Source organism: Kitasatospora sp. NPDC002040, from assembly GCF_040296785.1.
Taxonomy (GTDB): Bacteria; Actinomycetota; Actinomycetes; order Streptomycetales; family Streptomycetaceae; genus Kitasatospora.
Genome location: NZ_JBEOXV010000004.1, coordinates 455,133 through 474,990, shown reverse-complemented (window position 1 = coordinate 474,990; position 19,858 = coordinate 455,133). Strand labels below are relative to the sequence as shown.

Genomic DNA, 19,858 nt, shown 5'->3' with positions numbered 1-19,858 from the left:
GCCCGGTTACATTCCGAACCCGGAAGCTAAGCCTCATAGCGCCGATGGTACTGCAGGGGGGACCCTGTGGGAGAGTAGGACGCCGCCGAACAATCTTTGGTCAGAAAGCCCCGCCGGGTAACCGGCGGGGCTTTCTGCATTTCCGGGCCGACCACTTTGTCCGGTTGCCCTGACGTTCCGTCCACGGCACACTGGCCCGTCATGGGCGGTGACCGAGGGCACGAGGCGGAGAGCGACTTCCGGGCGTTCTACGAAGGTGCGTACGGTCAGCTGGTCGCTCACCTCTATGCGCTGACGGGCGATCTGGGCGACGCCCAGGACGCCGCGCAGGAGGCGTTCGTCCGGGCCTGGAGTCACTGGGGGCGGCTCAGCGAGTACGACAACCCGGTGGCCTGGGTGCGGTTGACCGGACAGCGGATCGCGATCAGCCGGTGGCGGCGGGCGCGGACCGCGTTGCGGAGCTGGGTGCGGCACGGTGAGAGCAGTCCGCTGCCGGGGCCCGGGCCGGAGTCGGTGGCGTTGGTGGAGGCGTTGCGGCAGTTGCCGGAGGCGCAGCGGTCGGCACTGGTGCTGCATCACATGGGGGGCCGGGCAGTGGCGGAGATCGCGGCCGAGGAGGGCGTCCCGGTCGGGACGGTCAAGGCCCGGCTGCACCGGGGCCGGCAGGCCTTGGCGGAGCTGCTGGGCGAGGAGGACGGCGGGAGCGGCGTCCGGCTTTCGCTCCGTCAGCCGAACGTGCCGTCGGGGCCGGTGGCGGGGCGGGTCCCGGAGCAGGCGGCGCGCAGGAAGTCCGTGCCCCGGTCGGGGGACGGACCCGGTCGCCCGGAGTCCGACCGGCCGGCGGCCGGGCCGGGGCCGGACGGTGCGGTCGAGGCAGGATCCGCTGCTGCGGTACCGGGCCAACAGCCCGTCCTGGGGCGTAGCTTGAAGAGGACGCTGAGCGCTCGTGGCTGAGAGGACGCCGATCACCATGGACGATCCCGATCGTCCAGCCATCACGACGGCCCGGCTGGACGGGCTGTTCGAGGGGCTGCGCGGAGAGTTGAACGGGCTGCGGGTACCCGACCCCGAGGTGCTGGTGTGCCGGGCGGTGCGGCGTCGGCGTTGGCGCCGGTTCGAGCTGGTGTTCATGGCCGGGGTGGTCGCCTCGGCGGGTGCTTGGAGCGTGTGTGCCGTGACGGACGGCGGTGCGGGGGCCGAGTCGACCGCGATGGTGGGGCCGGCGTCGGTGCGGACCCTCTCGCCGACCCTGTTGCTGCCGGGGCCGGAGCAGGTCGGTGGTCCGGTGGACCAGGTGATGCCGGTGGGGGCCACGGGTGATCGACTGCTGCTGGACCGGGACCAGTTGCCGGTCAGCCCGGGGAGGTACGGCCCCTGGGGGACGCAGGCGGTGGCGGCCTCGGTGTTCGCCCTGCCGATCGTCCAGGGGTGTGCGCCGGGGGTGGTGAACTCCTTGGGGGCGTCCCGGCGCTGGGAGCTGCTGCACGAGGATCCGGCCCGGGCGAACGTGACGGCGGTTCAGTACCTGTTGGAGTTCGACGCGGAGGAGCAGGCGGCGGAGGCTTCGACCCGCCTGCTCGGTGCGGCCGAGTGCTCGACGTGGCAGTGGGTGCCGGGTGGGCGGGCCGATCGGGCCCTGGCGCTCGGGTCGCTCCGGTGGCCGGGTCGGGTGGAGGAGTTCACCACCCGGGTGAGCGGGCGTCAGCTGGCGGTGCTGATGGTGCAGTACTGGTCCGACGGGCCGGCTGAGGCCGCGGTGCTGGACCAGGAGTTCCTGTCCGCGTCGGAGCAGTTCAGCCTGGTCGGGACGGGCCAGGTGCCGCGAGGACCGACCAGTCCGGGCTGATCGTCGGACCGGTGGTACCGGCCGGGCAGGACCCGGCGAAAGTTTTCCTGTTTTCGATGCAACCTGTTCCCTTCCCGCAGCGTGTCCAGTACGAGCCGGGGCCGAGGCAGCGATCGCCCCGTCCCGGCCGCGTGGGTGCTGTGGGGAACAGGGGACTCCACAGCACCCACGGTGCTGTCCGCCGGCCCAGGGTCGGCCGCCCCGGGTTTCTTCCGGCGGGGGAACATTCATTGACCGGGCTCCGCGGCGCTGGAACGCTGAGGGACGTGAGCCGAGCCGTGAGCCTTGTGGGCCGCCTGCACGTCGATCTCCGACGGCACGCGAGCGCGATCTGTGCCGTCTGTCGCTGACGACGACGCACCACCCGCTCCTGCCCGGCTGTCCGGCCGTCCTTCGCCTCGCCACTCCGTGACGCCGCCTCAGTCGCCTCAGGCACCCAAGCTGCCCCAGCCGCACCCGCCCCGGCGTCAGCCCCGCTGATCCGTCGGCCGCGCATCCGGGCCCGCCCGCTCGTGGGGCGGCCCGTTCCACGACCCCGTAGCCCGAGACCGCGCCGTCGGTCCGGTGCCCCCTGCCCGCAAAGGATCAGCCATGGCCCCGATCACCTCCAGACGCACCTTCCTGGCGCTGGCCGCCGTCGGCGCGGCGTCGGCCGCCTGCGGCCGCGCGACCGCCACCGGGGGCAGTGGCGGGGGCGAGACGAAGAAGATCCGGTACCAGGGCTGGGCCGGGCAGGTCACGCTGCCCGAACTGGCGGAGGACCTCGGCTACTTCGGCGAGGTGAAGCTGGAGTGGGTCGGCAACACGATCAGCGGACCGCAGGACATCCAGTCGGCGGCGACCGGTCAGACCGACTTCGGCGGGGCCTTCAACGGCGCGGTGGTGAAGCTGATCGCGGCCGGTGCCCCGGTGAAGGCGGTGATCAGCTACTACGGCGTGGACGAGGCCACCTTCAGCGGTTACTACGTGCTGGCCGACAGCCCGGTCCGGTCGGCCCGGGACCTGCAGGGCAAGAAGATCGGGATGAACACCCTGGGCGCGCACAGCGAGGCGATGCTCGACATCTACCTGCAGCGCAATGGGCTGTCGCCGGCCGAGATCGGCAAGGTCGAGCCGATCGTGATCCCGCCGGTGAACGGTGAGCAGACGCTGCGGCAGAAGCAGATCGAGGTGGCGGTGCTGGGCGGTGTCCTGCGGGACAAGGCGCTGGCGGCAGGCGGGATCCGGCCGCTGTTCAGCGACTTCGACCTGCTCGGCAGGTTCAGCGCCGGCACCTTCGTGCTGACCAACCGCTTCCTGAAGCAGAACCCGAACACCTCCCGGATCTTCGTCACCGGGGTGGCCAGGGCGATCGAGTGGTCCAGGACCACCCCGCGGGAGGAGGTGATCGCCCGGAGCACCGCGATCATCCAGCGGCGCGGCCGGAACGAGGACACCAGCACGCTGAAGTACTGGCGCTCCACCGGTGTCGCGGAGACCGCGGGCCGGATCAACGACGAGGAGTTCAAGCTCTGGATCGACTGGCTGGTCTCGCACGGGGACATCAGGGCCGGCCAGGTCAGGCCGGGTGACCTCTACACCAACGAGTTCAACACATACGGGGGTTGAGCACATGACCAGTCGGATCAGTTTCGACCAGGTGACCAAGACCTTTCCGGCCGGGCGGCGGGGCGGCACCGAGTTCACCGCGCTGGACCGGGTGGACCTGGACGTCGCCGCCGGCGAGTTCGTGGTGATCGTCGGCCCGAGCGGCTGCGGCAAGTCGACCCTGCTGGACCTGGCCGGCGGCCTGACCCGGCCGACCGGGGGCCGGATCCTGCTGGACGGCCGCCCGGTCACCGGGCCCGGGCTCGACCGCAGCGTGGTGTTCCAGCAGTACGCGCTGCTGCCCTGGCGGACGGCGCAGGGCAACGTCGAGTTCGGGCTGGAGGCGACGGGGGTGCCGCGCCGTCAACGGGCGGCGCTGGCACGGGAGTACCTCGACCTGGTCGGCCTGACCGGCTTCGAGGACCGGCATCCGCACGAGCTGTCCGGCGGGATGAAGCAGCGGGTGGCGATCGCCCGCAGCCTGGCCTACGACCCGGGGGTGCTGTTGATGGACGAGCCGTTCGCCGCGCTGGACGCGCAGACCAGGGAGTTGCTGCAGGACGAGCTGCTGCGGATCTGGGAACGCACCGGCAAGACCGTCGTGTTCATCACGCACGGCATCGAGGAGGCGGTCTACCTGGGGCAGCGGGTGGCGGTGCTGACCTCCCGGCCGGGCCGGGTGAAGGAGGTGGTGCCGATCGAGCTGGGTGACCGGACCAAGGCCCAGGACCTGCGCTCCGCCCCGGAGTTCGCCCGGTACCGGCACGAGATCTGGAACCTGCTGCACGACGAGGTCAGCCGGGCGCAGCAGTTGGAGCGGGAGGTGGTGGCGGTATGAGCACCGACCTGCGGCCGGCGCCGTCGCTCAGCCGGCCGGCGCCGAGGACGCTGCCGCCCGCGCACCGCCCCTCCTGGTTCCCCGGGGCGTTGCTGACGGCGGTCACCAAGTCGGTGGCGATCGCCGTGCTGCTGGTGGTCTGGGAGCTGGCGCCGCGCCTCGACCTGGTGGACCGGACCTTCCTGCCGCCGGTGAGCGAGGTGCTGGAGGCCTGGCTGGGCCTGCTGGACAGCGGGCAGCTGGCGGTCAACACCTGGGCCAGTCTGGCCCGTTCGTTCAGCGGCTTCGGTCTGGCGGTGGTGATCGGGGTGCCGCTCGGCCTGCTGATCGGCTGGTACCGGCCGGTGGCCAACCTGCTCAGTCCGCTGCTCGAACTCTTCCGCAACACCGCCGCGTTGGCGCTGCTGCCGGTGTTCGTGCTGATCCTCGGGATCGGCGAGACCTCGAAGATCTCGATCGTGCTGTACGCCTGCCTGTGGCCGATCCTGCTGAACACCATCAGTGCCGTGCGCAGCGTGGACCCGACCCTGCTGCGGCTGGCCAGGTCGCTGGACCTGTCGCCGGTGCGGCTGTTCCAGAAGGTGATCCTGCCCGCCTCGGTGCCGGTGGTGTTCACCGGCATCCGGCTGGCGGGGGCGGTCTCGATCCTGGTGCTGGTGGCGGCCGAGATGGTCGGCGCCAAGGCCGGGCTGGGCTATCTGATCAACGCCTCGCAGTACAACTTCGCGATCCCGCAGATGTACGCGGGGATCGTCACGATCTCCGTGATCGGGGTGGTCTTCAACCAGCTGCTGGTCTGGCTGGAGCGCCGGTTCACCGCCTGGCGCGCGCCGCTCAACGGTTGAGCGCTCCCCGTTCCCGTACCGAGCACCTCCTGAACATCCGTCATGAGAGGACACGAGTCATGAGCCTGGAGATCCACAAGGTCGGCGGCCGGATCGGCGCCGAGGTCACCGGAGTCGACACCTCGCAGCCGCTGGACCCGGACACCTTCGGCCGGTTGAACGAGGCGCTGGTGGCGCACAAGGCGCTGTTCTTCCGGGCGCAGCACCTGGACGACGCGGGGCAGCTCCGGTTCGCCGCCAACTTCGGCGCCCTGACCGCCGCGCACCCCACCGTGCCGTCGCTGGACGGACAGCCGAGCGTGCTGCCGGTGGACAGCGAGGACGGCGGCCGGGCCAACCGGTGGCACACCGACGTCACCTTCGTCCGGACCCCGCCGAAGGCCAGTACGCTGCGTGCCCTGGTGGTGCCCCCGTACGGCGGCAACACGCTGATCGCCAACACCCAGACCGCGTACCAGGACCTGCCCGAGGCGCTGCGCGAACTCGCGGACCGGCTCTGGGCGGTGCACACCAACGACTACGACTACGCCCAGGGCAAGGAGTTGGACGCGGCGGACGCCGAGCGCCGCCGGGTCTTCACCGCGATCACGTACCGGACCGCTCATCCGGTGGTCCGGGTGCACCCGGAGAGCGGTGAACGGGGGCTGTTCGTCGGCGGGTTCGCGCAGAGCATCCTCGGGCTGCCGTCCGCCGAGTCGCACGACCTGCTGCGCACCCTGCAGTCGTACGTGACCCGGCCGGAGAACGTGGTCCGCTGGCGCTGGTCGGTCGGCGACCTGGTGCTGTTCGACAACCGCTCGACCCAGCACTACGCGCCGGACGACTACGACGACCTGCCGCGCCGGCTGCACCGGGTGACGGTGGCGGGGGACGTGCCGGTCGGGGTGAGCGGGGAGGCGAGTTACCTGATCGAGGGGGACGAGGCCGCGCACTACACCTCCTGACACCTCCTGACCCGACGCCGAAGGGGCGCCCACCGACCGGTGGGCGCCCCTTCGGCGGTTCGCGGGTTCAGGAGAAGCGGCCGGCCGGGCGGGGCAGCCCGTAGTGCTCGCGCAGGGTGCGGCCGGTGTAGCCCTCGCGGAACAGGCCGCGCTTGCGCAGGATCGGCAGCACCTGCTCGATGAAGTCGGTCAGTCCGTCGGGCAGGATCGGCGGCATGATGTTGAAGCCGTCGGCGGCGCCCTGGGTGAACCAGGTCTCGATGTGGTCGGCGAGCTGTTCGGGGGTGCCGACGACGACCTGGTGGCCGCGTCCGCCGCCGAGCCGGCCGACCAGTTGGCGCAGGGTCAGCCGGTCGCGTTCGGCCAGGTCGCGGATCAGCTCGAACCGGCTCTTGGCGCCGTTGATCTCGGTCACCGGCGGCAGCGGCGGGAGCGGTTCGTCCAGCGGGTGGTCGGTGAGGTCGACGCCGAGCACGGTGGAGAGCACGCCGACCGCGCGGGCCGGGTTGATCAGGTCGTCCAGCTCGCGGTCGAGGCGGCGGGCCTCCTGTTCGGTGGAGCCGAGCACCGGGACGACGCCGGGCAGCACCACGAGCTGTTCGGGGGCCCGGCCGAAGCCGGCCGCCTGCCGCTTGAGGTCGGCGTAGAAGGACTGCCCCTCGGCCAGCGTCTGCTGCGCGGTGAACACCGCCTCGGCCCAACGGGCGGCGAACGCACGGCCGTTGTCGGAGGAGCCGGCCTGCACCAGCAGCGGGTGGCCCTGCGGCGGGCGGGGGATGTTCAGCGGGCCGCGGACCTGGAAGTGCTCGCCGACGTGGTCGATCTCGTGCACCCGGTCGCCGTCGGCGAAGGCGCCGGTGGCCCGGTCCAGGGTGAGTGCGCCGTCCTCCCAGCTGTCCCAGAGCGCGGTGACCACGTCGAGGAACTCGGCGGCCCGCCGGTAGCGGACGGCGTGCTCCTGGTTGGCCGTCCGGCTGAAGTTCTGCGCGGCGCGCTCACCGGCCGAGGTGACGATGTTCCAGCCCGCCCGGCCGTGGCTGATGTGGTCCAGCGAGGCGAACTGCCGGGCCAGGTTGTAGGGCTCGGTGAAGCCGGTGGAGACGGTGCCGATCAGCCCGATCCGCTCGGTCACCACGGCCAGCGCGGTGAGCAGGGTGAACGGCTCGAAGTGGCTGATCAGCCCCCAGCCGCCGTCCGAGCGGGCCTCCACGCCGTCGGCGAGGAAGACCGAGTCGAACGAGGCCGCCTCGGCGGCCTGCGCCAGCTGCTGGAAGTGGGTGATGTCGGCGGCCCGGTGCGGGTCGGTGCGCGGGTGGCGCCAGGCCGCCTCGTGGTGGCCGACGCCCATCAGGAAGAGGTTGAAGTGCAGGTGCCGGTCGGCAGTGGGCATGGCGGAGTACTCCGGGTCCGGAGGAGACAGGGGATGGTCCCCAATTCTCCTTCCGGACACGGGAGTCGGACAGTTATTCGCCCGCCGACGGAATTAATCCGGACGCCACGGGAGGTCATGAACTGCGCGCGGTGCGCAGCTCCATCGGCCGTTGGTACGCGCTGTCCAGCACGCCCGCGCAGGCCGCCACCGCCAGCACGTCGGTGCCGAACGAGGCGGCCGTCACCAGCTGTCCCGGCTCGACCCGGCCGTGCCGGGCGACCTGTTCGTCCAGGTAGCCCGCCAGCTCCGGACGGACCGTCAGCCCGGCCTCGCTGACCACCAGGACCTCGGGGTTGAGCACGTTGAGAAGCAGTGCGGCGGCGGGGGCGGCCAGCCGCAGCCGCTCCTCGATCAGTGCCACGGCGCGCCGGTCGCCGGCCCGGACGAGTGCCAGCAGCAGCTCGAAGTCCGGTGCGGCGATGAGTCCTTGGGCGTGCGCGCGGCGGGCCACGGTGCGTTCGGAGACGGTGGCCTGGAGGCAGCCGGTGCGGCCGCAGACGCAGGGCTCGGTGGAGCCGGGGACGGGCAGGTGGCCGACGTCGCCGGCCCGGGAGCGGCGGCCGCGCAGGACGGTGCCGCCGGTGGCGAAGGCGGAGTCGACCACGTTGCCGACGAAGAGCTGGACGAGTTCGGTCGCGCCGTTGCCCGCGCCGAACAGCAGCTCGGCCTGGGCCAGCGCCCGGGCGTGGCTGTCGACGTGCACGGGCAGCCGGGTGGCGCGGGCGAGTTCGGCCCGGACGGGGACGTCGCGCCAGCCGAGCGGGCCGTGCTCGACCACGGTGCCGCGTTCGGAGTCGACCCAGCCGCCGGTGACCACCCCGAGGCCCAGCAGCGAGCGCCCGGCGGCGCGGCGGGCCACGAAGCCGGGCAGGTGGCCGCGGACGGCGGCCAGCACGGCGGCGGCGTCGCCCCGGCGGGGGAGGCGCTCGTGGGCGACCACCCGGCCGCGCAGGTCGAGCAGGGCGAAGGTGAGGAAGGGGACGCCGATGTGCACGCCGCAGGCGAGGTGGTGGCGGCGGTCCACGTCGAGCGGCAGCTGCGGCCGGCCGGCCCGGGGCGGGCCGTCGGGGGCGGGCAGTTCGCGGACCAGGCCGAGGCCGATCAGGTCGGCGGTGTGCCGGGAGACCGCGGCCGGGCTGAGGCCGGTGGCCCGTCCGACGGCGCCCCGGGCCAGCGGCCCGTCGGCCAGTACGGCGCGCAGCACCGCCCCGGCACCGCCGCCCTCGGCGGGCTGCGGTGCCCGGGCCGGTGCGGGGGGAGCGACCAGAGAGAGCATGCGGTCGATGCTCCCAGCGGGGTGTTGCACGGGCGTGGCGGCGGCATGAAGGGGCGCCGGGCGGCCGGTGCGGGGGCGGTGCGGGGGGCGTCAAGACTCCGTTAGGACTGGCCGGGGAGTCACCTGATCAGCGGAATCGCCCGCGATCGGCCGTAGGCTCAAGGTGGCGAACAGGTGTCCGGGGGCGTGGCCCGCCGGGCTGACCAAGAATGGTGCGCATGGCACGCGGCAGGCTGCGGATCTACCTCGGGGCGGCACCCGGCGTCGGCAAGACGTACGCGATGCTGGCCGAGGCGCACCGCCGTACCGGGCGCGGCACCGACGTGGTGATCGGTTTCGTCGAGGACCACGGGCGGGACCGCACCGCCGAGCTGATCGAGGGTCTGGAGCTGGTCCCGCGCCGGGAGCTGACCCACCGTGGGGCGCTCTTCGGCGAGCTGGACCTGGATGCGGTGCTGCGCCGTCGCCCCGCCGTCGCCCTGGTGGACGAGCTGGCCCACACCAATGTGCCGGGCAGCCGCAACGCCAAGCGCTGGCAGGACGTCGAGGAGCTGCTGGCGGCCGGGATCGACGTGGTGTCGACCGTCAACATCCAGCACCTGGAGTCGCTCGGGGACGTGGTCGAGGGCATCACCGGGGTCCGGCAGCGCGAGACGGTGCCGGACGAGGTGGTCCGGCGGGCCGACCAGATCGAACTGGTCGACATGTCGCCGCAGGCGCTGCGCCGCCGCCTCGCCCACGGCAACGTCTACCCGCCGGAGCGGATCGACGCCTCGCTGGCCAACTGGTTCCGGGCCGGCAACCTCACCGCGCTGCGCGAGCTGGCGCTGCTGTGGACCGCCGACCGGGTGGACGAGTACCTCCAGCGCTACCGGGCCGAGCACGGCATCGAGGGCACCTGGCAGGCCCGGGAGCGGATCGTGGTCGGCCTGACCGGCGGCCCCGAGGGCGCCACCCTGGTCCGGCGCGCGGCCCGGATCGCCGACCGGGCCTCCGGCGGCGAGCTGCTCGCCGTGCACATCGCCCGCTCCGACGGCCTGACCGGCGAGAGCGGCTCCCCGCAGACCCTGATCGAGCAGCGGGCCCTGACCGAGAGCCTCGGCGGCAGCTTCCACACCGTGCTCGGCGACGAGCCGGCCGCCGCGCTGCTGGACTTCGCGCGCGGGGTCAACGCCACCCAGATCGTGCTCGGCAGCAGCCGCCGCCGGGCCTGGCAGTACCTGTACGGCCCCGGCGTCGGCGCCACGGTCACCCGGGGCAGCGGCGACATCGACGTCCACACCGTCACGCACGAGCAGGTCGCCAAGGGCCGGGGCCGGGTGCCGCTGCGCAAGGTCACCGACCTGGGCCGGACCAGGACGGTGCTCGGCTGGCTGATCGGCGTCGGCGGCCCGCCGCTGCTGACCCTGCTGCTCACCCAGGTGCACGGCCTCGGGCTCTCCACCGACATGCTGCTCTTCCTCTGCCTGACCGTCTGCGCGGCGCTGGTCGGCGGCCTGTTCCCGGCGATGGCCTCCGCGCTGGTCAGCTCCTCGGCGCTGAACTACTACTTCGCGCCGCCGCTGCACACCTTCACCATCTCCGAGCCGCAGAACATCCTGGCCGTGGCGATCTTCACGGCGGTCGGCATCGCGGTCGCCTCGGTGGTCGACCTGGCCGCCAGACGCACCCAGCAGGCGGCCCGGGGCCAGGCCGAGGCCCAGTCGCTGAGCGCGCTGGCCGGCACCGTGCTGCGCGGCGCCCCGGGCGCGGGCGGCGACGGACTGCTGGCCGCCCTGCTGGACCAGGTCAGGGAGACCTTCCAGCAGGACTCCGCCGCCCTGCTGGAGCGGGCCGACGACCACGCGCCCTGGCAGGCGGCCGCGGCCCGCGGCCCGCACCCGCCCGCCCGGCCCGAGGACGGCGACGTGGACGTGCCGGTCGGCGAGCACCTGGCCCTGGTGCTGCGCGGCCGGGTGCTGCCCGCCGCGGACCGCCGCCTGCTCGGCGCGTACGCCGCCCAGGGCGCCGCCCTGCTGGAGCGCCGCCGGCTGGCCGGCGAGGCCGCCGCCGCCCGCCGGGAGGCCGAGGGCAACCGGATCAGGACCGCCCTGCTGGCCGCCGTCTCGCACGACCTGCGCACCCCGCTGGCCGGCATCAAGGCCGCCGTCAGCTCGCTGCGCGCCGACGACGTCGAGTGGAGCCCCGAGGACGAGGCCGAACTGCTGGCGGGCATCGAGACCGGTGCCGACCGGCTCGACCACCTGATCAACAACCTGCTCGACATGAGCCGCCTGCAGACCGGCACGGTGGCGCCGCTGATCCGCGACACCGACCTGGACGAGGTGGTTCCGTACGCGCTCGGCGGGGTGCCGCCGGGCTCGGTCCGCCTGGACGTGCCCGAGACGCTCGCCATGGTCCGGGCCGACGGCGGGCTGCTGGAGCGGGCGCTCGCCAACCTGGTGGAGAACGCCGTCAAGTACAGCTCCGACGTGCTGGTGCGGGCCGCCGCGATCGACCGCCCCGGCGCCGACCGGCAGGTCGAGCTGCGGATAGTGGACCGCGGCCCCGGCGTGCCGGAGCACGCCAAGGAGCGGATCTTCGCGCCGTTCCAGCGCCACGGCGACGCCCCGCGCGGCGCGGGCGTCGGGCTCGGCCTGGCCGTGGCCCGCGGCTTCGTCGAGGCGATGGGCGGCACCCTGGCCGCCGAGGACACCCCGGGCGGCGGGCTGACCATGGTGGTCGTCCTGCCCGCCGCCGTTCCCGAACCCCCTGCTGACCGAAAGGCGGAGCCGGTATGACCCGGGTCCTCGTCGTGGACGACGAACCGCAGATCGTCCGCGCCCTGGTGATCAACCTCAAGGCCCGGAAGTACGAGGTGGACGCCGCCCATGACGGCGCGTCCGCCCTGGAGCTGGCCGCCGCCCGGCACCCCGACGTGGTGCTGCTCGACCTCGGCCTGCCCGACCTGGACGGGGTCGAGGTGATCCGCGGCCTGCGCGGCTGGACCAGGGTGCCGATCATCGTGCTCTCGGCCCGGCACAGCTCGGACGAGAAGGTCGAGGCGCTGGACGCCGGTGCCGACGACTACGTCACCAAGCCGTTCGGCATGGACGAGCTGCTGGCCCGGATGCGGGCCGCGATCCGGCGGGCCGAACCGGTGGCCGGCGAGGACGAGTCGACCGTGGTCACCGAGGGCTTCACGGTGGACCTGGCGGCCAAGAAGGTCAACCGGGACGGCACCGACATCCGCCTCACCCCGACCGAGTGGCACCTGCTGGAGGTGCTGGTCCGCAACGCGGGCCGGCTGGTCAGCCAGACCCAGCTGCTCCAGGAGGTCTGGGGCCCGGCCTACCGCACCGAGACCAACTACCTGCGGGTCTACCTGGCCCAGCTGCGCCGCAAGCTGGAGGCGGACCCGAGCCACCCGAGGCATTTCATCACCGAACCCGGCATGGGCTACCGGTTCGAACCCTGACCCGGAGATCCACGGGCCCTGCCGTTCGAACAGCTGAAACCGGTACCCTTCCGACATGAGTGGTGACAACAGCAGCGAGCAGCCGCAGGGCCGTTTCCGCCGCATGATCAGCCGCCTCACCTCCTCGTCCGAGGAGCTGGACGCGGAGGAGCTGCGGCAGGACACGGCGGAGTCGGGCTGCACTCCGATCGCCAGCTGCGGGGACCGTGAGGTCGTCTCCGTGGCCGGGACCCTGCGCACCGTTACCCTCCGCCCCCGGGCCGGGGTCCCCGCCCTGGAGGCCGAGCTCTTCGACGGCAGTGACGCGCTGGACGTGGTCTGGCTCGGCCGCCGTTCGATCATCGGCATAGAGCCGGGCCGTCGGCTCATCGCCACCGGCCGGATCAGTCACGCACGCGGGCGCCGCGTGCTGTTCAACCCCCGCTACGAACTGCGTCCGGCCGGACACGGGAGCGAGTGAGTGTGACCAACCTGCCCGGCGGCGACCCCGCCGTCCAGCTCGACCTGGCCAAGCCCGTTCCGCCCGCCGTGACGGCGGAGCAGGAGCAGGCCGACCGGGAGGCCGCCTCCAAGGAGGCCGCCGACACGGTGCTGCAGGCCTTCGGCGGTGTCCGGGGCATGATCGACATGACCCTGCCCGGCCTGGTCTTCATCATCACCTTCAACATCACCCACGAGGTGGCCCCGGCCGCCTGGGCCGCGCTCGGGCTGAGCCTGCTCTTCGTGGTGGTCCGGCTGTTCCGCCGGGAGACCGTCCAGCACGCCTTCAGCGGCGTGTTCGGGGTGGCGCTCGGCGCCTGGATCTCGATGAAGACCGGCAAGGCGGAGAACTTCTACCTGCCCGGCCTGCTCTGGAACGTCGGCTACTGCATCGGCCTGGCCGTCTCCGCGCTGGTCCGCTGGCCGCTGATCGGCGTGATGCTCGGCCCGATCACCGGCGAGATGTTCACCTGGCGGAAGCAGAACCCGGGCCGGCTGGCCGCGTACACCAAGGCCACCTGGGCCTGGGTGGTGATCATGGGCATCAAGCCGGTGATCCTCTTCCCGCTGTACTTCACCGGGAACGTCAACCTGCTCGGCTGGCTCAAGGTCGCGCTGGGCATCCCGCCGCTGCTGCTGGCGATGTACGTGACCTGGCAGATCCTGCTCAAGGCCCCGCCGCCGATCAAGGCGGAGGTCGAGGAGGACGAGCAGGCCGAGGAACCGAGGTAACGCCGAAAGGCCCCACCGCAGCGGTGGGGCCCTTCGTCCGTTCCCGGAGGTCCTACTGCGCGCCGGAGCCCGCCGAGAGGAGCTCCTCGAGCTCCTCCTCGCGCTCCTGGGCGGCCACGAAGAGCAGCTCGTCGCCGCCCTCCAGGGTGTCGTCCTTGTTCGGCACCAGCACCCGGCCCTCGCGGATGATGGTCACCAGCGCGGTGTCGGCCGGCCAGGCCACGTCCCCGACCCGGGTGCCGACCAGCTCGGTGTCGGCCGCCAGGGTCAGCTCGACCAGGTTGGCGTTGCCCTGGCTGAAGCGCATCAGGCGGACCAGATCGCCGACGCTCACGGCCTCCTCGACCAGTGCCGACATCAGCCGCGGGGTGGAGACGGCGACGTCCACGCCCCAGGACTCGTTGAACAGCCACTCGTTCTTCGGGTTGTTCACCCGGGCGACCACCCGGGGCACCCCGTACTCGGTCTTGGCCAGCAGCGAGACGACCAGGTTGACCTTGTCGTCACCGGTGGCGGCGATCACCACGTGGCAGCGCTGCAGCGCGGCCTCGTCCAGCGAGGTGATCTCGCAGGCGTCGGCCAGCAGCCACTCGGCCATCGGGACCCGCTCGACCGAGATGGAGTTCGGGTTCTTGTCGATCAGGAGGACGTCGTGGCCGTTCTCCAGCAGCTCGCCCGCGATCGACCGGCCGACCGCGCCGGCTCCGGCAATGGCGACTCTCATCAGTGCTCATCCTCCTGCGGGCCCCGCGCGAACGCGGCCTCGACGGTGTCCAGGTCGGCCCGGCGCAGCATCACGTGCACCAGGTCGCCCTCCTGGACCACGAGCTGAGGGGTCGGCAGTACGCCCTCGCCCAGCCTGGTGAGGAAGGCGATCCGGGCCCCGGACGCCTCCTCCAGCTCGGTCAGCTTGTGGCCGACCCAGGACAGCGCGTACGCCACCTCGGCCAGCTGGACGCCGCCGCTCGGGTCCTGCCAGAGCGGCTCGCCGCCGCTGGGCAGCAGCCGGCGCAGCATCTGGTCGGCGGTCCACCGGACGGTGGCCACGGTCGGGATGCCCAGGCGCTGGTAGACCTCGGCCCGGCGGGGGTCGTAGATCCGGGCGGCGACGTTCTCGACGCCGAAGTTCTCCCGGGCGACCCGGGCGGCGATGATGTTGGAGTTGTCACCGCTGGAGACCGCGGCGAACGCCCCGGCCTCCTCGATCCCGGCCTCGCGCAGGGTGTCCTGGTCGAAGCCGACCCCGGTCACCCGCCGGCCGTTGAAGTGCGAGCCGAGCCGGCGGAAGGCGGTCGGGTCCTGGTCGACCACGGCGACCGAGTGACCCTGTTTCTCCAGCGCGCGTGCGAGGGCCGAACCCACGCGTCCGCAGCCCATGATGACGATGTGCACGGGACTACCTCACCCGGTCCGTTGGGATCATGACCTGCGCAGACACCGATCGTCATCCTTCCGCCCCCGGCTCCGGGGGGAACGTTCGCCGAGCTTTCGGCACCGTTTGGCGCGGGCGATCAGGGTGATTCCCGCGGACTCATCATCGGACACGCTAGCCGGTCCACCGAACACAGTCCCGACGAAGGGGCCACCGGGGGGCATCTATTCCCGAGCGAACCCCTACGATTCCTTAACGTGCCTATGCCTGCTGACCTACCGAAACGCATCCTGATCGGCCGCGCGCTGCGCAGCGACAAGCTCGGGGAGACTCTGCTCCCCAAGCGCATCGCCCTGCCGGTGTTCGCCTCCGACGCCCTGTCCTCGGTCGCGTACGCCCCCGAGGAGATCCTGCTCACCCTCTCGGTGGCGGGTGTCTCGGCGATCCACTTCTCCTGGCAGATCGGCATCGTGGTCGCCGTCGTGATGCTCGCGGTGGTGGCCTCGTACCGGCAGAACGTGCACGCGTACCCGAGCGGTGGCGGCGACTACGAGGTCGCCACCGTCAACCACGGGCCCAACTCGGGCCTGGTGGTGGCGAGCGCCCTGATGGTCGACTACGTGCTGACCGTGGCCGTGTCGACCACCTCGGGCGTGGCCAACGTGGTGTCCGCGATCCCGTCGCTGCGCGGCCACGAGATGGGGATCTCGATCACGCTGGTGATCGTGCTGATGGGGATCAACCTGCGCGGCGTCCGGGAGTCCGGCAGCGCGTTCGCGATCCCGACCTACGCCTTCATGTTCGGCATCATGGGCATGATCGGCTACGGCCTGGTCCGGGACGTCTTCTTCGGCTCGGACATGTCCGCCGAGAGCGCCGGCTTCAAGCTGGAGGCGCTGCCGGGGGACGAGGGGCTGGCCGGGTTCGCGCTGGTCTTCCTGCTGCTGAAGGCGTTCTCCTCGGGTTGTGCCGCGCTGACCGGGGTGGAGGCGATCAGCAACGGTGTGCCCGCCTTCCGGAAGCCGAAGAGCAAGAACGCCGCGACCACGCTGCTGATGATGGCGGTCTTCGCGGTCGTGATGTTCATGGGCATCATCTACCTGGCCCGGCTGACCGGCGCCCAGATGGCGGAGGAGCCGAGCCAGCTGGTCGGGGCCCCGGCGGGCTACCACCAGAAGACGGCGCTGGCGCAGATCAGCGAGGCGGTGTTCTCCAACTTCACCCCGGGCTTCTACTTCATCGCCGCCGTCACCGGGCTGATCCTGGTGCTGGCCGCGAACACCGCCTTCAACGGCTTCCCGGTGCTCGGCTCGATCCTGGCCCAGGACCGCTACCTGCCGCGGCAGCTGCACACCCGCGGTGACCGGCTGGCCTTCTCGAACGGCATCATCCTGCTGGCGGGCGCGGCGATCCTGTTCATCGTGGCGTTCGACGCCGACCCGACCCGGCTGATCCAGCTGTACATCGTCGGCGTCTTCGTCTCCTTCAACATGAGCCAGTCCGGCATGATCCGGCACTGGACCAGGCTGCTGCGGACCGAGAGGGACCCGAAGAAGCGCGCCCACATGCAGCGCAGCCGGGCGATCAACACCTTCGGCCTGGTGATGACCATGGCGGTGCTGATCGTGGTGCTGGCCACCAAGATCAGCCACGCCTGGATCGCGATCGCCGCCATGGTGGTGCTGTTCGTGATGATGAAGGCGATCCGCCGGCACTACGACCGGGTCTCCCGCGAGCTGGTCGCCGCCGAGGAGGCGGACGACGTGGTGCTGCCGACCCGGGTGCACGCCATCGTGCTGGTCTCCAAGCTGCACAAGCCCGCCCTGCGCGCGCTGGCGTACGCCCGGCTGACCCGGGCGCACACCCTGGAGGCGGTCACCGTCAACGTGGACCCCTCGGACACCGAGGCGCTCCGCCGGGAGTGGGACGAACGCGGCATCGAGGTGCCGCTGAAGGTGCTGGACTCGCCGTTCCGCGAGGTCACCGGGCCGGTGCTGGACTACGTGAAGAACCTCCGCCGGAGCAGCCCGCGCGACGTGGTCGCGGTCTACATCCCGGAGTACGTGGTCGGGCACTGGTACGAGCACCTGCTGCACAACCAGAGCGCGCTGCGGCTGAAGGGCCGTCTGCTGTTCAAGCCCGGAGTGATGGTGACCTCCGTACCCTGGCAGTTGGAGTCCTCCGAACGGCGCAAGCCGCAGAAGGCCTGGTCCGCTCCCGGCGCCGTCCGGCGCGGTGAGCCCCGGCCGCAGCGCGTAGAGTCGAGGACTTCCGCATCCGCCAGTACCGCCAGCAACCCCAGCAAGGACGCCGACTCGTGACCCCCAACAACCCGCCCCGTTCCTCCGGCTCCGGCCGTACCGGCAAGGGCAAGGGCAAGTCCGGCTCCGGCAGCAAGCCGGGTCAGGTCGCCCGGCCCCGCTGGGGCGCCCGGCCGGCCCGCCCGGAGGCGACCGACCGTGACGGCTTCACGGCGCAGACCGCGCCGCTCGCGCCGGGTGAGCCCGAGGTGCGCCCGGCGTCCAAGCGCGCGGCCGGCGCCGCTGCCGCCAACGCCGCGAAGAAGCAGACCGTGCGCCCGCCGAAGGCCGCCCGCACCGCCACCCCGGTCGCCCGCGCGGCCCGCCCGCTGAAGACCGAGCGCTCCACCAAGGCACCGTCCACCCCCCGGGTCCCGGCCGGAGACCCGCTGGTCGGCGAGCGGTACGAGGTCGAGGTCGGCGCGGTCGCGCACGGCGGCGGCCACTGCGTGGCCCGGCACGAGGGCCGGGTGCTCTTCGTCCGGCACGCGCTGCCCGGCGAGAAGGTGATCGCCCAGGTCACCGAGGGCACCACCAAGTCCCGCTTCCTGCGCGCCGACGCGGTGGAGATCCTGACGCCCGCCAAGGACCGGATCGCCGCCCCCTGCCCGTTCTCCGGCCCCGGCAAGTGCGGCGGCTGCGACTGGCAGCACGTCACCTCCGGCGGCCAGCGCAAGCTCAAGGTCGCGGTGCTCACCGAGCAGCTCACCAAGCTGGCCGGCCTGACCCCCGCCGAGGCCGGCTGGGACGGCAGCGTCGAGCCGGTCGGCGGCAAGCTCCCGGCCGGCGAGGTGCCGGCCTGGCGCACCCGGATCCAGTACGCGATCGACCCGGCCACCGGCAGGACCGGCCTGCGTCGGCACCGCTCGCACGAGCTGGAGCCCGTCGACCGCTGCCTGATCGCGTCCGAGGGCGTCAGCGAGCTCGGCGTCGAGTCCCGCACCTGGCCCGGCATCGCCTCGATCGACGTGATCGCCGCGGCCGGCTCCTCCGACCGCCAGGTCATCCTCGCCCCGACCCCCGGCTCCCAGCTCCCGATCGTCGAGCTGGACAAGCCGGTCTCGATCGCCCGGGTCGACGAGCAGGACCTGATCCACAAGGTGCACGGCCGGTCCTTCGTCCGTGAGCGGGCGGCCGGCCGCACCTGGCGGGTCTCCAACGGCGGCTTCTGGCAGATCCACCCCGAGGCCCCCGACACCCTGGTCAACGCCGTCCTGGACGGCCTCGACCCGCAGTGGGGCGAGAGCGCCCTCGACCTCTACTGCGGCGTCGGCCTGTTCGCCGGCGCACTGGCCGACCGGGTCGGCGAGGACGGTGCCGTCCTCGGCATCGAGTCCAGCAAGCAGGCCGTCGTCGACGCCCGCCACAACCTGGCCGTCCTCGACAACGTCCGGATCGAGCACGACCGGGTGGAGACCCTGCTGCCCCGCACCGGCATCACCTCCACCGACCTGATCGTCCTCGACCCGCCGCGCGCGGGCGCCGGCCGCGAAACCGTCGCCCACCTGGCCGGCCTCTCCGCTCGCCGGATCGCCTACGTCGCCTGCGACCCCGCCGCCCTCGCCCGCGACCTCGCCTTCTTCCGCGAGGGCGGCTACCGCCCGGTCTCGCTCCGCGCCTTCGACCTCTTCCCGATGACCCACCACTTCGAGTGCGTGGCCATCCTGGAGCCGATCGGCGAGCCGACGAACTGACCGTGCGTCACCGATGGGCGCGGAGCCACGGGCTCCGCGCCCATCAGCCGTTCCGGGACAGCCAGTGGTCGACCACGGCTTCGACCTCGCGCGGGCCCGGCGTCCCGGGTGCGCCCGAGTCCCAGTGGGGAGCGGCAGTGGCGATCTTGTCGGCGAGCTCGCGGGCCAGTGCGGACCGTTCGGGCCCGGCCGCCGCTCCGGCGATCCGGTGGCTCCAGCGCACGGTGTCCACCACGGCCGACTTCACGGCTTCGAAGGCCAGGTAGTAGTCCAGGGCGGAGCGCCACTGCCGGCTGCACTCGGGCGGTGCCGCCCGCTCCCAGGCCGCGGTGATCAGGCGGCGGTCCTCCGACGGGTAGGACATCTTGTGCAGGTGGTCCGCCAGGTCGTAGACGGGATCGCCGAGGAGGGCGAGTTCCCAGTCGAGGAAGGCGACCTCGTTCCGGTCGGTGAGGATCATGTTCTTGCGGTGGATGTCCGCGTGCAGCAGGCGGAAGGGGCGTTCGGTCAGATCGGCGGCCCGGGACCGGAGTTGACCGCAGGGGTCATCCGGGATGCCGAGCGCCTTGTACAGGCCGCCCACGGCGGCACCGTCCCGCTGCCGGATGTCCCGCACCAGTTGCAGCAGCCGCAGGGCGAAGGCCTCGGTGTCCCCGTCCGCCGGCCAGTCGTCAGGAACGGCCGGCAGTACGCCGACCGGGACCCGCAGCAGCCGACCGAAGAACCCTTCGATGTCCGCCCGGACCTTCGGGGGCAGCGGGCTGCCGTCGGGAGCGAGGTCGTCGATCCGCCGCCCTTCGACGAACTCGTGGATCTGGAAGTCCGGATCGACCCCCACGTGCATCAACCGAGGAGCCGAAGGCACGTACGGCCCGATCGCGGCCAGCAGCTCGGCCTCCGGCCACAGCGTGAGATCCATGGCGTCACCCGCGCCCGACCGGGTCCGGACGACGACCGGGCCGCTCGCGGCCTCCACCCGGACGTTGCGGTTGTAGTGGCCCGCCAGGGAGCCGTCCTTGGCCAGGGCCTCTTCGTACAGGGCGACAGCGTCCACG

General features: G+C 72.4%; 18 protein-coding genes and 1 rRNA gene. 14 read left to right on the top strand and 5 right to left on the bottom strand.

The window, feature by feature from the left end; all coding sequences use genetic code 11:
• The 8 genes from rrf to ABT118_RS15220 form a co-directional block, all read left to right on the top strand.
• Positions 1-91: ribosomal RNA gene (gene rrf / locus ABT118_RS15255) — 5S ribosomal RNA — on the top strand; the annotation flags it as partial.
• Positions 92-201: 110 nt separating this feature from the next.
• Positions 202-954, top strand: a complete 753-nt coding sequence (locus tag ABT118_RS15250) for a SigE family RNA polymerase sigma factor (protein WP_350668553.1) — start codon at positions 202-204, stop codon at positions 952-954.
• A gap of 16 nt (positions 955-970) precedes the next feature.
• The gene (locus ABT118_RS15245; RefSeq protein ID WP_350668548.1) at positions 971-1,846 is read left to right on the top strand and encodes a hypothetical protein; all 876 of its coding nucleotides are present in this window, start codon (positions 971-973) and stop codon (positions 1,844-1,846) included.
• A gap of 56 nt (positions 1,847-1,902) precedes the next feature.
• Complete coding sequence (locus tag ABT118_RS15240; protein WP_350668544.1) at positions 1,903-2,196, top strand: putative leader peptide; 294 nt, start codon at positions 1,903-1,905, stop codon at positions 2,194-2,196.
• Positions 2,197-2,437: 241 nt separating this feature from the next.
• Positions 2,438-3,454 carry an ABC transporter substrate-binding protein gene (locus tag ABT118_RS15235; protein WP_350668540.1) on the top strand — a complete coding sequence of 339 codons (1,017 nt, stop codon included), beginning with the start codon at positions 2,438-2,440 and terminating at the stop codon, positions 3,452-3,454.
• Positions 3,455-3,458: 4 nt separating this feature from the next.
• On the top strand, positions 3,459-4,271 hold the full coding sequence (locus ABT118_RS15230; RefSeq protein WP_350668538.1) for an ABC transporter ATP-binding protein: 813 nt from the start codon (positions 3,459-3,461) through the stop codon (positions 4,269-4,271).
• Complete coding sequence (locus ABT118_RS15225) at positions 4,268-5,116, top strand: ABC transporter permease (protein WP_350668536.1); 849 nt, start codon at positions 4,268-4,270, stop codon at positions 5,114-5,116. Before ABT118_RS15230 ends, ABT118_RS15225 begins: the two co-directional genes overlap by 4 nt.
• Positions 5,117-5,175: 59 nt before the next feature.
• A complete protein-coding gene (locus ABT118_RS15220; protein ID WP_350668533.1) occupies positions 5,176-6,060 on the top strand; it encodes a TauD/TfdA dioxygenase family protein in 885 nt (294 codons plus the stop codon).
• Positions 6,061-6,127: 67 nt separating this feature from the next.
• On the opposite strand, the gene ABT118_RS15215 is transcribed toward ABT118_RS15220, so the two are convergent.
• Together ABT118_RS15215 and ABT118_RS15210 are read right to left on the bottom strand one after the other, a co-directional pair.
• Positions 6,128-7,450, bottom strand: a complete 1,323-nt coding sequence (locus ABT118_RS15215; RefSeq protein ID WP_350668532.1) for an LLM class flavin-dependent oxidoreductase — start codon at positions 7,448-7,450, stop codon at positions 6,128-6,130.
• A 115-nt stretch (positions 7,451-7,565) separates the two neighbouring features.
• Positions 7,566-8,768 (bottom strand): ROK family transcriptional regulator, encoded by a 1,203-nt coding sequence (locus tag ABT118_RS15210; RefSeq protein ID WP_350668531.1) that lies wholly within the window; start codon positions 8,766-8,768, stop codon positions 7,566-7,568.
• A 218-nt stretch (positions 8,769-8,986) separates the two neighbouring features.
• Between ABT118_RS15210 and ABT118_RS15205 the strand changes: the two genes are divergently transcribed.
• From ABT118_RS15205 to ABT118_RS15190, 4 genes are read left to right on the top strand one after another with little or no spacing between them, the layout of a single operon-like run.
• A complete protein-coding gene (locus ABT118_RS15205) occupies positions 8,987-11,548 on the top strand; it encodes a DUF4118 domain-containing protein (RefSeq protein ID WP_350668530.1) in 2,562 nt (853 codons plus the stop codon).
• The gene (locus ABT118_RS15200; RefSeq protein WP_350668529.1) at positions 11,545-12,225 is read left to right on the top strand and encodes a response regulator; all 681 of its coding nucleotides are present in this window, start codon (positions 11,545-11,547) and stop codon (positions 12,223-12,225) included. Before ABT118_RS15205 ends, ABT118_RS15200 begins: the two co-directional genes overlap by 4 nt.
• Before the next feature lie 55 nt (positions 12,226-12,280).
• Positions 12,281-12,685, top strand: a complete 405-nt coding sequence (locus ABT118_RS15195; protein ID WP_350668527.1) for an OB-fold nucleic acid binding domain-containing protein — start codon at positions 12,281-12,283, stop codon at positions 12,683-12,685.
• 2 nt (positions 12,686-12,687) lie between these two features.
• Positions 12,688-13,437, top strand: coding sequence for a DUF3159 domain-containing protein (locus tag ABT118_RS15190; protein WP_350668526.1), 750 nt, complete (start codon positions 12,688-12,690; stop codon positions 13,435-13,437).
• A 52-nt stretch (positions 13,438-13,489) separates the two neighbouring features.
• Here the strand turns inward: ABT118_RS15190 and ABT118_RS15185 are convergent, their stop codons facing one another.
• Both ABT118_RS15185 and ABT118_RS15180 read right to left on the bottom strand, forming a co-directional pair.
• Positions 13,490-14,161: a potassium channel family protein gene (locus tag ABT118_RS15185; protein WP_350668525.1), complete on the bottom strand. Its 672-nt coding sequence runs from the start codon at positions 14,159-14,161 to the stop codon at positions 13,490-13,492.
• Positions 14,161-14,829: a potassium channel family protein gene (locus ABT118_RS15180; RefSeq protein ID WP_350668524.1), complete on the bottom strand. Its 669-nt coding sequence runs from the start codon at positions 14,827-14,829 to the stop codon at positions 14,161-14,163. The genes ABT118_RS15185 and ABT118_RS15180 overlap by 1 nt, the downstream gene beginning before the upstream one ends.
• A 243-nt stretch (positions 14,830-15,072) precedes the next feature.
• Here ABT118_RS15180 and ABT118_RS15175 point away from each other — a divergent pair, with 243 nt between their 5' ends.
• Positions 15,073-17,130, top strand: a complete 2,058-nt coding sequence (locus ABT118_RS15175; protein ID WP_350668523.1) for an APC family permease — start codon at positions 15,073-15,075, stop codon at positions 17,128-17,130.
• 308 nt (positions 17,131-17,438) lie between these two features.
• Positions 17,439-18,803 carry a class I SAM-dependent RNA methyltransferase gene (locus tag ABT118_RS15170; RefSeq protein WP_350668582.1) on the top strand — a complete coding sequence of 455 codons (1,365 nt, stop codon included), beginning with the start codon at positions 17,439-17,441 and terminating at the stop codon, positions 18,801-18,803.
• A 43-nt stretch (positions 18,804-18,846) separates the two neighbouring features.
• Here the strand turns inward: ABT118_RS15170 and ABT118_RS15165 are convergent, their stop codons facing one another.
• On the bottom strand, positions 18,847-19,857 hold the full coding sequence (locus tag ABT118_RS15165; protein WP_350668521.1) for a phosphotransferase family protein: 1,011 nt from the start codon (positions 19,855-19,857) through the stop codon (positions 18,847-18,849).
• Position 19,858: the final 1 nt, after the last annotated feature.

What these genes read in the sequence shown, in the direction of transcription:
- ABT118_RS15250 (WP_350668553.1), top strand. Translation starts at nt 202, where the DNA reads ATGGGCGGTGACCGAGGGCACGAGGCGGAGAGCGACTTCCGGGCGTTC.
- ABT118_RS15245 (WP_350668548.1), top strand. Translation starts at nt 971, where the DNA reads ATGGACGATCCCGATCGTCCAGCCATCACGACGGCCCGGCTGGACGGG.
- ABT118_RS15240 (WP_350668544.1), top strand. Translation starts at nt 1,903, where the DNA reads ATGCAACCTGTTCCCTTCCCGCAGCGTGTCCAGTACGAGCCGGGGCCG.
- ABT118_RS15235 (WP_350668540.1), top strand. Translation starts at nt 2,438, where the DNA reads ATGGCCCCGATCACCTCCAGACGCACCTTCCTGGCGCTGGCCGCCGTC.
- ABT118_RS15230 (WP_350668538.1), top strand. Translation starts at nt 3,459, where the DNA reads ATGACCAGTCGGATCAGTTTCGACCAGGTGACCAAGACCTTTCCGGCC.
- ABT118_RS15225 (WP_350668536.1), top strand. Translation starts at nt 4,268, where the DNA reads ATGAGCACCGACCTGCGGCCGGCGCCGTCGCTCAGCCGGCCGGCGCCG.
- ABT118_RS15220 (WP_350668533.1), top strand. Translation starts at nt 5,176, where the DNA reads ATGAGCCTGGAGATCCACAAGGTCGGCGGCCGGATCGGCGCCGAGGTC.
- ABT118_RS15215 (WP_350668532.1), bottom strand. Translation starts at nt 7,450, where the DNA reads ATGCCCACTGCCGACCGGCACCTGCACTTCAACCTCTTCCTGATGGGC.
- ABT118_RS15210 (WP_350668531.1), bottom strand. Translation starts at nt 8,768, where the DNA reads ATGCTCTCTCTGGTCGCTCCCCCCGCACCGGCCCGGGCACCGCAGCCC.
- ABT118_RS15205 (WP_350668530.1), top strand. Translation starts at nt 8,987, where the DNA reads ATGGCACGCGGCAGGCTGCGGATCTACCTCGGGGCGGCACCCGGCGTC.
- ABT118_RS15200 (WP_350668529.1), top strand. Translation starts at nt 11,545, where the DNA reads ATGACCCGGGTCCTCGTCGTGGACGACGAACCGCAGATCGTCCGCGCC.
- ABT118_RS15195 (WP_350668527.1), top strand. Translation starts at nt 12,281, where the DNA reads ATGAGTGGTGACAACAGCAGCGAGCAGCCGCAGGGCCGTTTCCGCCGC.
- ABT118_RS15185 (WP_350668525.1), bottom strand. Translation starts at nt 14,161, where the DNA reads ATGAGAGTCGCCATTGCCGGAGCCGGCGCGGTCGGCCGGTCGATCGCG.
- ABT118_RS15175 (WP_350668523.1), top strand. Translation starts at nt 15,073, where the DNA reads ATGCCTGCTGACCTACCGAAACGCATCCTGATCGGCCGCGCGCTGCGC.